General features: G+C 61.1%; 14 protein-coding genes and 1 tRNA gene. 11 read left to right on the forward strand and 4 right to left on the reverse strand.

Annotated features, from left to right (window positions below; all coding sequences use genetic code 11):
• Window positions 1-10 precede the first annotated feature (10 nt).
• Both argC and C5L13_RS25755 read left to right on the forward strand, forming a co-directional pair.
• Window positions 11-943 carry an N-acetyl-gamma-glutamyl-phosphate reductase gene (gene argC / locus C5L13_RS25750; protein WP_105386121.1) on the forward strand — a complete coding sequence of 311 codons (933 nt, stop codon included), beginning with the start codon at window positions 11-13 and terminating at the stop codon, window positions 941-943.
• The gene (locus C5L13_RS25755) at window positions 943-1,782 is read left to right on the forward strand and encodes an aminoglycoside phosphotransferase family protein (RefSeq protein WP_105386122.1); all 840 of its coding nucleotides are present in this window, start codon (window positions 943-945) and stop codon (window positions 1,780-1,782) included. Before argC ends, C5L13_RS25755 begins: the two co-directional genes overlap by 1 nt.
• Here C5L13_RS25755 and C5L13_RS25760 read toward each other — a convergent pair.
• Both C5L13_RS25760 and C5L13_RS25765 read right to left on the reverse strand, forming a co-directional pair.
• A complete protein-coding gene (locus C5L13_RS25760; RefSeq protein ID WP_105386123.1) occupies window positions 1,779-2,204 on the reverse strand; it encodes a DoxX family protein in 426 nt (141 codons plus the stop codon). The two genes, C5L13_RS25755 and C5L13_RS25760, sit on opposite strands and share 4 nt — an antisense overlap.
• Before the next feature lie 97 nt (window positions 2,205-2,301).
• Window positions 2,302-3,402 carry a COX15/CtaA family protein gene (locus C5L13_RS25765; protein WP_105386124.1) on the reverse strand — a complete coding sequence of 367 codons (1,101 nt, stop codon included), beginning with the start codon at window positions 3,400-3,402 and terminating at the stop codon, window positions 2,302-2,304.
• Between the two features lie 108 nt (window positions 3,403-3,510).
• Between C5L13_RS25765 and C5L13_RS25770 the strand changes: the two genes are divergently transcribed.
• Window positions 3,511-3,753: a DUF2842 domain-containing protein gene (locus C5L13_RS25770; protein ID WP_407070473.1), complete on the forward strand. Its 243-nt coding sequence runs from the start codon at window positions 3,511-3,513 to the stop codon at window positions 3,751-3,753.
• Window positions 3,754-3,868: 115 nt separating this feature from the next.
• Window positions 3,869-5,119 (forward strand): GNAT family N-acetyltransferase, encoded by a 1,251-nt coding sequence (locus tag C5L13_RS25775; RefSeq protein ID WP_105386126.1) that lies wholly within the window; start codon window positions 3,869-3,871, stop codon window positions 5,117-5,119.
• Between the two features lie 4 nt (window positions 5,120-5,123).
• Here C5L13_RS25775 and C5L13_RS25780 read toward each other — a convergent pair whose 3' ends face one another.
• Window positions 5,124-7,343 carry a GumC family protein gene (locus C5L13_RS25780; protein WP_105386127.1) on the reverse strand — a complete coding sequence of 740 codons (2,220 nt, stop codon included), beginning with the start codon at window positions 7,341-7,343 and terminating at the stop codon, window positions 5,124-5,126.
• 185 nt (window positions 7,344-7,528) lie between these two features.
• On the opposite strand from C5L13_RS25780, the gene C5L13_RS25785 reads away from it, so the two are divergent.
• From C5L13_RS25785 to C5L13_RS25815, 7 genes are all read left to right on the forward strand, one after another.
• Entirely contained in the window at window positions 7,529-8,119 is a 591-nt protein-coding gene (locus tag C5L13_RS25785) for a polysaccharide biosynthesis/export family protein (protein WP_105386128.1), read from the forward strand.
• Window positions 8,120-8,126: 7 nt separating this feature from the next.
• Window positions 8,127-9,287: a glycosyltransferase family 4 protein gene (locus tag C5L13_RS25790; protein WP_105386129.1), complete on the forward strand. Its 1,161-nt coding sequence runs from the start codon at window positions 8,127-8,129 to the stop codon at window positions 9,285-9,287.
• 80 nt (window positions 9,288-9,367) lie between these two features.
• Window positions 9,368-10,921 (forward strand): undecaprenyl-phosphate glucose phosphotransferase, encoded by a 1,554-nt coding sequence (locus tag C5L13_RS25795; RefSeq protein ID WP_105386130.1) that lies wholly within the window; start codon window positions 9,368-9,370, stop codon window positions 10,919-10,921.
• A complete protein-coding gene (locus tag C5L13_RS25800; protein WP_407070474.1) occupies window positions 10,918-12,159 on the forward strand; it encodes an O-antigen ligase family protein in 1,242 nt (413 codons plus the stop codon). The genes C5L13_RS25795 and C5L13_RS25800 overlap by 4 nt, the downstream gene beginning before the upstream one ends.
• Before the next feature lie 52 nt (window positions 12,160-12,211).
• Window positions 12,212-12,508: a DNA-binding protein gene (locus C5L13_RS25805; protein WP_105386131.1), complete on the forward strand. Its 297-nt coding sequence runs from the start codon at window positions 12,212-12,214 to the stop codon at window positions 12,506-12,508.
• A 241-nt stretch (window positions 12,509-12,749) separates the two neighbouring features.
• Window positions 12,750-12,938, forward strand: a complete 189-nt coding sequence (locus tag C5L13_RS25810; RefSeq protein WP_105386132.1) for a hypothetical protein — start codon at window positions 12,750-12,752, stop codon at window positions 12,936-12,938.
• 173 nt (window positions 12,939-13,111) lie between these two features.
• Window positions 13,112-13,438, forward strand: a complete 327-nt coding sequence (locus C5L13_RS25815; RefSeq protein WP_105386133.1) for a hypothetical protein — start codon at window positions 13,112-13,114, stop codon at window positions 13,436-13,438.
• Window positions 13,439-13,528: 90 nt separating this feature from the next.
• On the opposite strand, the gene C5L13_RS25820 is transcribed toward C5L13_RS25815, so the two are convergent.
• Window positions 13,529-13,605 (reverse strand) — tRNA-Pro (locus C5L13_RS25820).
• Between the last annotated feature and the right edge of the window lie 395 nt (window positions 13,606-14,000).

A 14,000-nucleotide genomic window follows, 5' to 3' on the forward strand; every position in this document is an offset into this window, starting at 1 on the left:
GATAAAGACAATGGCAGCGAAAATCTTCATCGACGGCGAACACGGCACCACGGGACTGCAGATCCGCACCCGTATGGCCGGCCGCCGCGACGTCGAGCTGCTGTCGATCCCGGAAGCCGAGCGGCGCAATGCCGCCATGCGCGAGGATCTCCTGAACAGTGCCGACATCGCAATCCTCTGCCTACCGGACGAGGCCTCGCGCGAGGCAGTCTCCATGCTTTCCGGCAACAACAAGGTGCGGGTGATCGACACCTCGACGGCTTTCCGTGTCGATTCGTCCTGGGCCTACGGCTTTGCGGAAATGGACAAGGCGCAGGCGGAAAAGATCAAGTCGGCACGGCATGTCGCCAATCCCGGCTGCTATCCCACCGGCGCGATCGCCCTCATCCGGCCGTTGCGGGCCGCAGGCATCCTGCCGGATGGTTATCCGGTGACGGTCAACGCCGTTTCCGGCTATACAGGGGGCGGCAAGCAGCTCATCGCGCAGATGGAAAACCTACACCACCCGGATGCGATCAAGGCCAACAATTTCCTCTACGGGTTGCCGCTCAAGCACAAGCACGTGCCTGAAATGAAGGTTCACGGCCTGCTCGATCGCGCACCGCTCTTCGCGCCCTCGGTCGGCCGCTTCCCCCAGGGCATGATCGTCCAGGTGCCGCTCTTCCTCGAAGACCTCAAGAACGGCTTTACCCGCGAAAGCATCCATCGGACGTTGGTCGAGCACTACGCCGGTCAGGACATCGTCGAGATCGTTTCCCTCGAGGAGAGCAAGACGCTCGCGCGCGTCGATGCGGAAGAACTCGTCGGCCAGGACACGATGAAGCTCTTCGTGTTCGGCACCCCGGGCGGAGAGCATGTTAACCTCGTGGCTCTTCTTGACAATCTGGGCAAAGGTGCCTCGGGGGCAGCCGTTCAGAACATGGACCTGATGCTTTCGGCCTGATGACCGATAACATTCCATTCCCTGCCGAATGGCGGATCGAAGATGCCCGCCAGATCGCAGATACAGTCGTCGGCACGGTCTATGAAGTGACGCGTGCCGGCGGCGAGCTCGATATCGTCAAAATCCTTAAACCAAGGGCATTGGAAGATAGTCTTCGCGGTGCGGATTTTCTTGCGTGGCGGGATGGCGTCGGCTGCATTCGGCTCATCGGGCGCTCCGGCAATATCCTGTTGATGGAACACGCCGGCACGGCGACGCTTCGCGACCGCCTTGTCGCCCAGGGCGACAGGGACACTACACGGATCGCGGCCGAGGTACTGATGGAATACCATCGCCAATCCGACACGCCGCCGCCCACGAGCCTGCTGCCGCTTTCCGGCTATTTCGCGAGCCTGTTCAAAAAGGCAGAGGCCGACCGTCGCGATGGAATTGCCAGCCCCTTTTTCGAGGCGGCCGCTATGGCGGAAGAGCTGATCGCCAATCAGCAGGACATCAAGCCGCTGCACGGTGACCTGCATCACGAAAACATCATGTTCGGGCCGCGCGGTTGGCTGATCATCGATCCGGCCGGACTGATCGGCGATGCGGCGCTCGACGTCGCCAACATGTTTTCCAATCCGCTCGACCGTTTCGACCTTACACGCAACGAGGAACGCATCGGCTCGATGGCCGGGGTGTTTGCCGAAACGCTCAGGCGCGATGTCCGCACCATCCTCCGCTACGCCTTTGCCTATGGCTGCCTCTCAGCCGCCTGGCATTACGAAGACGGCAATGCCGAGGACCGCGACGACGAGCTCGCCGTCGCCGCAGCGATCCGCAACGTGTTGCGTCAGGCCTAGGCGATCCGGCGCGCTGGCGCGAATATCTGTTTCAGACCAAGGTTCAACGCGAGCCTCTCGCCCGGTCCGTGCACGGCAGCGAACAAGAGACCGGCCAGGAATGTAAAATGGTCGACGAAGAAGCCGAACTCCGCCTGATTGCCTTCCCAGCGGTTTGGACCGTGAAAGGCAAATGCCAGGAAGATAACGTAGACACCGGCGAGCAGCGCCGCTTCCGAAAAGAAGGCGCCGGTCAGGAAAGCAAGAGCCAGTCCCACTTCGAAGATCGCAGCGCACCATGCGAGGAAAAGCGCAAACGGAAAACCGGCGCCGGCGATATAACCCACCGTCGACGGCATATCGAGGAACTTGAAGCTCGTCGCCATGACGAACAGGCCGCCGAAAATCAGCCTTGCGACGAGAATTGCGATCGTTTTGGCCATTGTCCTGCCCTCTCTCCTTGGCCGCAGCCGTTTGACTATGCTCCAAGGACGAGCAGCAGGGACCTCTTCCGACATAAGGCCGGAATTTCTTCGACGTTCAGTCCCGTATGGCGACCGCCGTCTCCGGCGGATATTCACCGACGAAACCGCGCCAGTGGGCTATGGCAAATCCCAGGACGACCAGCGCGCCTGCCTGATGGGTCAGAGCAAGATGCAGTTGCACCTGCATCAGGAGGGTCGCGATGCCGAGCACGGCCTGGATCAGGATGAGGCCGAAGAGCAGAACGGAACGGCGGGCATGAGTGGTGCCGGGCGCGCTCTTCAGCAGCACGATCATATGCCAAAGCGCCAGCGCGAAGAGCAGATAGGCGCCCACGCGGTGGATGAATTGCACGGTCTTGGGGTTCTCGAAGAGATTGATCCACCAGGGTTGCTGGATGAAGAGGTCGCCGGGGATCGCCGCACCGTCCATCAGCGGCCAGGTATTGTAGGAAAGGCCCGCATCGAGGCCGGCGACCAGAGCGCCCAGATAGATCTGGAAAAGCGACATCGCCGCGACCAGCACGGCGCCGACCTTGGCACGGCCTTCCGGAGCCACGTCGTCGCTATGCGGCGATAGACCGCGCATGATCCACACACAGGCGGCGAAGATCAGGCAAGCCATGACGAGATGGGTCGCGAGCCGGTATTGCGAGACGCTGACGAGCTTGCTGAGGCCGGAGGAGACCATCCACCAGCCGATGAAACCTTGAAAACCACCGAGCGCCAGAACGCCGACGAGAGGCCAGCGCAACCGCTTTTCGACACGGCCCGTGAGCCAGAAGAAGACAAGCGGCACCGCAAAGACCACACCGATCGAGCGTGCCAGGAAACGATGTGCCCATTCCCACCAGAAGATCGACTTGAATTCATCGACCGTCATGTCCCTGTTGACCTGTTGGTACTGCGGAATGCGCTGATAAAGGCGGAATTCCTCGTCCCATTCCTCGACTGAGAGCGGCGGTATCACGCCGTGGATCGGCTTCCACTCGGTGATCGAGAGGCCGGAATCGGTCAGGCGGGTCGCCCCACCGACCAGCACCAGACAGAAGAGGGTAAAGACGACGAAACCGAGCCAGATGCGCACCGCCTTGCGGTCGCGCTCGAGGCGCTTCGTCTGTTTCAAGACATCGATAATGACTGCGTTCGTCGCGGACATGGGATACTCCCGTCGCTCGTGGCGAGAAGGCGTCTTCAGACGCCTTTCGTTCTTTGGCGTTGCTTTGCCTCATCGCCCCATGCAAAACAAGCCCCGGCACTTTGCGGCATGCGGTCGCGGATAGGAGAGAACGTCTTGGTCCCGCGTTTGAGAAGTTTCATCGGCACTATTCTCATCATTTTTCTGGTGATCATCTATGCGTTGGCCGCCACGACCGTCGCCACCCTCATGCTCGCCACCTCGCCATGGTGGGTTCATTTTCTCTATTTCCTGTTCTCCGGCCTGCTCTGGATCCTTCCGGCCATGCTGATCATCAAGTGGATGGCTGGCCCGAGGCCTCCCAAGCGCTGAATTTACCCGCGGTTAACCAGCCGCTGCGGTTTGTCGGCCAACCGGACCGGTGATAAACCGATTTTTGGCGCCTCCGCCCTATCGTGCCGGCAAAACGGCATCAGCGGGCAAAGCCATGCAGAAGCAGGAAATCCAACAGGAAGAACAGATCGTTCCAGCGCCCGGCGAACCGGGGGCGGACGACGACATGGTGCGGTTTGCCGATCTGACGCTGCGCGTCCTCAACAATCCGCAGCCGATCGAAGCCGAGTGGCGTCGTCTGGAGAGACTGGCGAAGAACTCCCTGCATCAGAGGTTCGACTGGTGTCTTGCCTGGACGCAGGCACACAAGAGCGAGGTGGTCATCATTCAGGGTGTGGCCCAGAATCGCACGCACCTCATCCTGCCGCTCGAAATCGTCACGGATAAGGGCTGCAGGGTCGCCCGCTTTCCCGGCGACCGATTCAACAACCTCAATTCCGGCCTCTTCGATGCCAATCTCGCCGAGCCTGACGCGGAGGAACTTCAGAACTTCGTTCATGCCACGCGGACAGCGTTGAAGGACACAGCCGATCTTATCGTCCTCGACAATATTCCGCTTGCCTGGCGCGGCGCGCGGCATCCGCTCTCTGGGCTGGCAACGACCGAGAACCAGAACCGCTCCTTCCAACTCCCGCTGTTTCCCAATTTCGAGGCGACGATTGCGCAGCTCAACGCCAAAAGCCGCCGCAAGAAATTCCGCTCCTCAAGCCGCAAGCTCGAGGCGATCGGCGGGTATGACTACATCTGCCCCGAAAGCAGCGCCGATAAGCATGCGCTCCTGGATCTCTTCTTCCATCAGAAGGGCGAGCGGCTTGCACAGCTTGGGCTGCCGGACGTGTTCCAGCCGGACGATATCCGGCAGTTCTTCCACCGACTGCTGGACGTGTCGCCTGAAGGTTTCGACACTCCGCTCAGCCTGTTCGCCATCCGCTTGCGCGGCGAACATGCAGGCCATATTGCCGCCATCGCCGGCCTGTCCCGCAAGGGCGACCACGTCATCTGCCAGTTCAGTTCCATCGACGAGAGCATCTGCCCCGAAGCCAGCCCTGGCGAACTGCTGTTCTGGCTGACCATCGAGCAATCCTGCCGCCAGGGTGCCGCGATCTTCGATTTCGGCGTCGGAGACCAGCCTTACAAGCGAAACTGGTGCACGCAGCAAACCGTCCAGCATGACATCCTGCTCCCATTGACATGGAAGGGATCGTTGCTGCGTCCGCTGATGATGGGCGTGACGAAGGCCAAGGCTGCGATCAAACGCAATCCCCACCTCTATTCCCTGGTTCAGCGCTGGCGAGCCGGCCATTGTCCGAAAGAACCGGCGGCACTCGCATCGGAAGCGGAATGATCAATCAGGCTGCGCGGCGGCGGCCACGGCGCGGCGAATGCAGGTCCCCGGCTTCCGCCATGACCAACAGGTGCCGATAGCCGGCCATCTCGAAATCGGTGACCAGTTTCGCCACCTCGTCTTCCCTGAAGCCCGGAACCGACAGAATGATATCCGCCGTCTCGTCGCGTGCCAGGCGGGAAATGCCGGCGATCTCGGCAGGTCCGCATTCAACCAGCACCAGATCATAGGCGTCTGCCAGCGCGTCGATGATCATCGTCAACCGATCGACGCCGCGCATGGCTTTGCTCGGATCGGACGCGCCGTGCGGTATGATGTGGGCGTCCGAAAGACGGTCCCGGTGGATCGCGTCGCCGAACGCGGTTTCGCCGCAGAGCAGATCGGTAATGCCGGGAAGTTTCGGATTTTCGGCCATCAGGCGGGTCGGGCAGGCCGAACCGGTCATGTCGATAAGCGCGACGGTTCGCCCCTGCCCGGCAATCTCGCGGGCCAGCATGACGGTTGCCGTCGAGCCTTGGTCACCACCCGGTGAAATGGCGATCGCCACAGGAACATCGTGACGTTGAAGATAATGGGCAACCGAGCCGATCGTGAAGCCCTCGTCCGAGGCGTCCGCCTTCTCGACCTGCTCTTCCGCCTTCGAGGCGATGAATTTTTCCGCCACCTTGGCGCGCGCCTTCGCTGCAGCCTCGCTCACGTCGAAACGCGCCGCCTCGGCCTGCATCTGATGCACCGGCAGGGGCGTCGCGGCTGGCGTGACGGTAGCCGCGGGAACCGGCGCCGGCAAAGCCTTCCCCTCTCGGTCCGATTCGACGTCACCCACGCCGGAAGGCCGGAGCGCACGGCCGCTGAAGAGTTCGATGATCATGACGATCAGGCATCCGAAAATAAAAGTCGCCAGCGACACGACGATGACGATCGGGACGATTTTCGGGAAATAGGGCTCCGAGGGTTCCACGGCGCGCGACACGACGCGGGCGTCGGCCGGGCTCGCATTGCTGTCGAGACGCGATGTCGCCTCGCGGAAGCGGGCGAGATAGGTTTCGAGAAGCTGGCGCTGGGCAGTGGCCTCACGCTCGAGTGCCCGCAGTCCGACTTCCTCCTCCCCGCTCTTGGCAGAGTCCGCCTTGAGACCGTTGAGCTGCGTCATCAGCTGACGCTCACGCAGCCGCGCTACTTCCGCATCGTTTTCGAGACTCGCGAGGATTTTCTTTGTTTCGCTGTCGATCTGCTGGCGAATGCCGCCGAGCTGGGCGCGCAGGCCTTTCAGCCGCGGATGGCCCTCCAGTAGCTGGGTAGATTGATCGGATATCTGGGCCTGCAGATTGGCTTCCGCTTCCTTCAGGCGCTGGATGACCTGCGATCCGACGACGTCGGTCAGCGTATCGGAAGCCCGGCCAGCTTTGAGGGCGGCACGGACGTTTTCGGCGCGCGCCTCCGCATTGGCCCGCTCAGCCCGGACACGAGCGAGCTCCGTCGAAATGTCGTTGAGCTGCTGAGTGGAAAAACTGTTGGTCTCGGTCGTCTGGAAAAGGCCGTTGGAGGAGCGGTAGTCCGCCACTTTCTTCTCCGCCTCCTGAACCTTGCCAGTCAGTCGGACGATTTCCGGCTCGAGCCACTTTGCGGTCTCGGAATGGGTGTCGAGCTTGGCGCCGCTCTGGATCTCGAGATAGACCTCCGCCATCCTGTTGGGGATGTCGGCGGCGAGCTTCTGATCATGCGAGGAAAACTCGATCGCGATGACGCGGGAATTTTCGACCGGATAGACCTGCAGCTTTTCGCGAAACTCCTGGATGACCCGGTCCTCGGGGTCGAGCGTCATCGGATCCTGCTTGAGACCGATCAGAACCAGGGGATCGGGCAACAGGGACTGGGCTGCCGGATCAAACTCCTTCAATTGCGCCAGCTTGAGATCGTGGACAACCCGCTTGATGAGATCGCTCGACTGCAGGAGTTGCGCCTGGCTGGTGACGTTCAGCGAGTCGAGAACCGGGTCATTGGCCTGCGGCGCGCCCTCTCCTCCCGACAAGTTGGGCGAACGGGATTCGATGAGGAGCCGCGCCTCGCCTCTGTAGCTCGGTTTCATCAGGCTGGCCCCGACGAGGGTAACGGCAGCGGCTATGACGGTGGCACCGAGGATCCTGGCTTTGCGTTCCCATACCGCTGCAATGATCCGCCCGAGATCGATGTCCACGTCCTGATTGCTGCCGTTTACGCCTGACATGATACGCTCCAACTACCGGTTTCGGCGGATGGTAAAGGATCATGGTAACGCGAGGGTTAATGGCATTCCGGCCAACGCTTTGGTCGTTGTGGCTCACGAAATCGTGCCGCTCTTTACCGGGCATTAACCCTAACGGATCGATAACGGACGCAATGGTATGAACAGCCGGAGCCCGGAACGCGAAAATGTCCTTCGCCCCATTCAAACACGTGACGGCCAAGCACGTGCTTGCGCTCGCACTTGGCGTGACAGCGACGGCTCTGGCCGGCTGCACGAGCTATGCTCCGGCCCCCAAGAGCTTTCAGGAAGCGACGATCCAGCCGTATCGGCTCGACAGCGGCGACCGGCTGCGGATCAGCGTCTTCGAGCAGCCCGGCCTGTCGAATTCCTACACCGTCGACCAGGCCGGCTACGTGGCCTTCCCGCTGATCGGTCAGGTTGCGGCCCGCGGCCAGACTCTGCCGGCGCTCGAAGGTGCAATCGCATCTCGCCTCAAGCAAGGTTACCTGCGCGACCCCGACGTCACGATCGAGGTTGATCGCTATCGCCCGGTCTTCGTGATGGGTGAAGTGGGGCGGCCAGGACAATATTCCTATGTGCCCGGCATGACCGCCCAGAACGCCGTCGCGATCGCCGGAGGCTTCACGTCGCGCGGCAATCAGCGGGACGTGGATGTGACGCGCAAGATCAACGGACAGGTGATCACCGGCCGAACGACGGTCGCCGCACCGGTGCTCGCCGGCGATACGATCTACGTCCGCGAGCGGCTCTTCTGACGAACCAATGACGGAGAGCGCTCCCCTGCGAATACTCCATTGCTTCCGGTCGCCCGTCGGAGGGATTTTCCGCCACGTGCGCGATCTCGTCGAGGAACACCGGGCACTCGGCCACGAGGTTGGAATACTCTGCGACAGCTCCACCGGCGGGGCGCACGAGGATCGCCTCTTCGACAGCATAAGGCCCCAGCTTTCGCTCGGCCTGATCCGCATTCCGATGCGCCGCGCGATCGCTCCGTCGGATCTTGCGGCCATCTACAGAAGTTACAAGCATATTCGAAGCTTGCAGCCGGATATATTGCACGGGCACGGCGCCAAGGGTGGCGCCCTCGCCCGGCTGATCGGCTCAGCCCTGCGGGTAAACAGGTATCGCGTAGCCCGCCTCTATTCGCCGCATGGCGGCAGTCTGCATTTCGATCGGAACACCCTGTCCGGTCAGGTGGTGCTGCGACTGGAACGTTTCCAGGAACATTTCGCAGATGCACTTGTCTTCGTCTGCGAATACGAAAGGCGCACCTACGAGACGAAGGTCGGCAAGCCGCGCAAGATATCGCAGGTGATCTACAACGGGATCAAGGACACCGAATTCGAAACGATCGAAACGGACCCGGCCGCCCCGCATTTCCTCTATATCGGCATGCTGCGCGACCTGAAGGGTCCAGATGTCTTCATCGATGCCTTTGCCCGCACCGAACGAGCGGTCGGTCATCCCCTGTCGGCACTGATGGTCGGCGACGGGCCCGACCGTGACCGTTACGAGGCGATGATGGCCGAGCGGGGGCTCGGACGCCGTATCGGGATGCGGCCGGCCATGCCGGCTCGGGAAGCCTTCGCCTTGGCGAAGACCGTCGTTGTTCCCTCGCGCGCCGAGGCGATGCCCTACATCGTGCTGGAAGCCTTGGCGGCCGGCAAGGCGGTGATCGCCTCACGCGTCGGCGGAATTCCGGAAGTGCTGGGAGACGCAAGTGATGCTCTCGCCCAACCCGGAGACGCAGAGGATCTCGCCCGCGTCATGACCGAGGCGATCACGACCCCCACCTGGCGGGAGGACGTGATGCCGAGGCCGGAAGCCTTCAAAGCGGTATTCTCCGCATCCGTCATGGCCCGGGAAATGCTCGGCCTGTACCAAAATCTGCTGACCTCGAAACCTTTGGCGGCACAGCGCTAAAGGCTTCCTTCACCTCTTTTTGCTAGGTCCTTTTCAATGCCTCCGCCTCCTTTGGACCGGATGGCCAAAAGGATCGGGCCATGAACAAGCCAAGCAAGTCCGAACAGTTCGATGTCGACAACCTTCGCAGGAGGGTTTCGGAAATCCGCTCCAGCGAGGAAAAGCGCGATCCGGAGGAGCCGACCGTACTCAATCCGCTCGCAAGGCAGATTGCGGAGCAATTCCGCAACGACAGCACTTCTCCGGCAATGCTTATCGGCCAGTTTCGGTTGTTCGAGCTGGCGGCAATGCTGGCGATCGGCCTGCTCGTCGGCACTCTGATGGTGCCCACGGACTTCAGCGGCTTCCTTGCCCGCTTCGCCCTGATCGCCACCGGCGCGACCGGCACCGTTCTATTGCTGCAGCTTGCGGACGCATATCAGATCCCGTCGCTGCGTGGCGCCAGCCGCACAGCCAGACGCGTCTTCGTCGGCTGGACGATCGGCTTTGTGTTGACGGCGGCTGTTCTTCACCTTGCGGAAGCTGATTCCTATTCCGTTGCGGCCCTTCTCGTCTGGTTTGCAACAGGCACCGGTTTCCTGTTTTTGGAACGGCAGCTCACCGCCTTCGCCATCCGCAACTGGGCGCGCAACGGCGTCATGGAACGGCGGGCCGTCATCGTCGGCGGCGGCGAACCGGCGAAGCAGCTTGTGCGCCAGCTGGAACAGCAGCCGGACAACGATATCCGCATCTGCGGCATCTTCGACGACCGAAACAGCGAGCGCTCTCCCACCGTCGTGGCCGGTTACCCGAAGCTCGGCACCTTCGCGGAACTGGTCGAATTCGCCCGTCTCGCACGCATCGACATGCTGATCATCGCGTTGCCGGCGACCGCCGAACAACGCATCCTCCAGCTTTTGCGCAAGCTCTGGGTCCTGCCGGTCGACATTCGCCTCGCCGCCCATGCCAATCGCCTGCGCTTCCGCCCCCGCTCCTATTCCCATGTGGGCGCGGTGCCGATGTTCGACATCTTCGACAAGCCCATCCGCGATTGGGATTCGGTTGCCAAGCGGATCTTCGACATCCTGTTCTCGCTGATCGCGATCAGCCTGCTCTGGCCGGTCATGCTCGCCTCGGCAATCGCCGTAAAGGCAACGTCCAAAGGACCTATCCTCTTTCGGCAGAAGCGCCACGGCTTCAACAACGAGGTGATTCAGGTCCTGAAGTTCCGCTCCATGTACACCAACATGAGCGACCAGAGCGCGATCAAGGCGGTCACCAAGGGTGACCCTCGCGTTACGCCCGTCGGGCGCTTCCTGCGGAAATCCTCGATCGACGAACTGCCACAACTCTTCAATGTGCTGCGCGGCGAACTTTCACTCGTCGGTCCGCGCCCGCATGCCGTGAGCGCCCAAACCGGCGAGCGTAAATATGTGGACGTGGTCGAGAGCTATTTTGCCCGCCACCGCGTCAAACCGGGCGTCACCGGTTGGGCCCAGATCAACGGACTGCGTGGCGAACTCGACAGCGACGAGAAGATCCGCGCCCGCACGGCCTACGACCTCGACTATATCGAGAACTGGTCGCTGCTCTTCGACCTGAAAATCCTGTTCCTGACGCCGATCCGGCTGCTCAACACGGACAACGCCTATTGAGCGCGATCGCCGACGATCATCCGGCCCACGGTCATCCAGGCCATTTCGACAGCCGGCTGGCAGCACTGAGGCTTGCCGGTACCGGCCTGATCGCGTTCGGCGTCTTTCTCTCCGGCTTCGTGATTTCCGAACCCGCCCCTTATGAGCTGATCATGGTGATCCAGATCGGCATCTGGTTCCTGATCGGCCTGAAGATTTCGCGCACCGTCGCGCCCCTCCTCGTCATGCTGCTGACCTTCAACCTCAGCGGCCTCACCTCCATGTTCGTCATGAAGGACATGAGCGGGGCGCCGATGTATTTCGCGGTGTCGATCTTTCTGGCGCTCAGCTCGGTCTTTTATGCCGCTGTTATCGAAAACGACCACCGGCGGCTGAACCTCATCTTCAAGGCCTGGGTGGCCGCCGCGATCATCACCTCGCTGCTCGGCATTCTTGGCTATTTCAATGCCTTTCCCGGCGCGCATGTCTTCACGCGCTATAATCGCGCCATGGGCGCCTTCCAGGATCCGAACGTCTTCGGTCCCTATCTCGTCGCACCGCTGCTTTATCTCCTCTACCGGATGCTGACCGGCCGGCTCATTCAGACACCTCTCCTGATCCTCGGAATTCTGATCCTCGCACTCGGGATCTTCCTTTCCTTCTCGCGCGCGGCCTGGGGCCTGCTGCTCTTTGCCGGCGCCGCGCTTGTTGTCGTCATGTTGCTGAAGGAACGCACACCGGCCTTCCGTTTGAAGATTCTCGCCATTGCAGTGGGAGCGGCCGTCTTTCTCGCCCTCACGCTGGCGATCGCGCTTCAGTTCGAACAGGTCTACGACCTCTTCATGAACCGGGCCAAGCTGGTTCAGGAATATGACGGGGCGCGCCTCGGCCGCTTCGAACGTCACAAGATCGGCTTCCTGATGGCGATGGAACGGCCGCTCGGGCTGGGGCCGATGGTATTCGGCAAGACATTCGGCGAAGACGAGCACAATATCTGGCTGAAGACACTCACCACCTACGGCTGGCTCGGCGCGGTCACCTATCAGATCATGATCTGGTCGACGCTCTGGTTCGGTTTCCGCTACATGCTGCGCGAGCGCCCCTGGCAGCCCTATCTGATGATCGCCTGGGTCATGATCCTCGGGCATGCGATCATCGGCAATGTCATCGATACCGACCACTGGCGGCACTTCTATCTGCTGCTCGGTATCGTCTGGGGCTGCGCTGCACTGGAGCATCGCTTTCTTCGAGCCGGATAGTCCCGGCCCCCAGAGTACTTGACTTGGGCTCCCGACGCGCCAGATTGTTCCCATGCTGACAGCCTCTCAATTGCGTGCCGCACGTGCCATGACGGGAATGACGGTGGAGGAGCTCGCCGCCGCTTCCGGTCTTTCAAAATCCGCGATCGAGGAAGCCGAAGCGGCCCAGGCCTTTGCGGGTGCCGATATTTCCGAGCGCCTGCGCACCATCTTCGAATCAAGGGGCATTCTCTTTCTCGGTGCCGGTGAAGGCGACGATGCGGGCGCCGGCCCCGGCGTCAGGCTGCGCCAAAAATCCCATGACGAAGGTATCCGGCCGCAGAATCTGAACGCGGCAAACGACGACTGAACCGGTTCCCGCGCAGATCTTATCTGGCGCCTCCAATCTGCTTCTCGATGCTGGCCATTTCGGACCGCCCCTCCCTCCGTGAACGAGACACCGCCCGAGCGTAAAATCGGTCCGAAAACCGAGAAAACGTCCAGTAAATTGGCCGTTTCGGCAGGTGAAAATTTTTAACGATAGAAGCGCAAAATTGCCGGGAACAAAAATTCACCGCGTGAGTTGACGTTCTAATAAAAAGGGGAAGCTGATGACAACGTATCTCAAGACCGATGAGATCGACGACAAGGGCCTCAAGAAAGTCTGGAGCGTCGCGGAATTCGCCAAGCGCTACCGGCTGGATCGCGAAGAGGAAGCGCGCCTTTTCAAACTACTTGGGCCATTCGCGTCTCAGCAGGAACTGCTGATGAATGCAAGCCGCGCACCGCGCTTCAGATAAGCCATCCGACTATTCTTCCCGTCACTTGAACCAACCGGGTTCAACGCTTGAAGATTCGCGCAGTCGTGGCGTAATTTTTCACTCGATACTTGCCCTCTCCAGCGGAACATTTTCCTCCTCCCATCGTTCGCCAAGCGTGACCATTCGCGCCGTTGTGCGCAAGGAGGAATAAGATGATGAAAATTCTATCGAGTACGGGGCTTGCCGCAGCCCTTTCGCTCGGCGCCCTTGGCGCCTTCCCCACATCCGTTTCGGCTCAGGACCTTGAGCTCCGTCTCGGCCCGGACGGTGTCCGGCCGGTTATCCGCGACAGAGATAGAGATCGCGAATACCGCCGCGGCTGCAGCCCGAGCGAAGCCCGCGCCGCCGCCCGCGACGAAGGCTTTCGTCGTCCGGAAGTGGTCCGCGTTACCGATCGAAGCGTGACAGTACAGGGCATGACCCGCAACGGCCCGGATCGCATCCGCTTCGCTAACCGTCCGGGCTGTCCGGAAATTTGATTCGTGAGCAAAAGGAAATACGAAAGCCCTGCTCCGGCGGGGCTTTTTCGTGAGAGGTTCGCCTAAATCAGGCAATGGGGGAGAGTTAAATGGTCGGGGCGGCCGGATTTGAACCGACGACCCCTTGACCCCCAGTCAAGTGCGCTACCGGGCTGCGCTACGCCCCGACCAGCTCTATGAGCAGGATTTGCCTATTCTTTTTGGCTTTTCGGCGCAAGCGGAAAAACGCGTTCTTACAAGAAAAAGGAACGAGGCGACGCTAATACGCGCTTACATGTAGAGCGTCTCACGACAGGTGAACAGTGCACCTAAGCCGAAAGAGCACCGCTTCCAGACAAGGCTGCTTGCATTCACTCGTCTGCGCGCAAAGGAAGAACGCTCTTTGTGAGACGACTAGAGCGTTTCATCGCTTGACTGAATCTGATGGGATTCCCTGTGGGCCGGTTTTGTGATTCAAGGTGCTGGCTGGGCGGAGGCCAGCATCTGATGACACGAGCTCTTTCGAATGATCTTCGCGAGCGTGTTGTGGCGGCGGTTGTGGCCGGTGAGAACTGCCGTTCGG

Origin of the sequence: Neorhizobium alkalisoli (assembly GCF_002968635.1) — a bacterium.
In the GTDB taxonomy this organism is placed as follows: Bacteria; Pseudomonadota; Alphaproteobacteria; order Rhizobiales; family Rhizobiaceae; genus Neorhizobium; species Neorhizobium alkalisoli.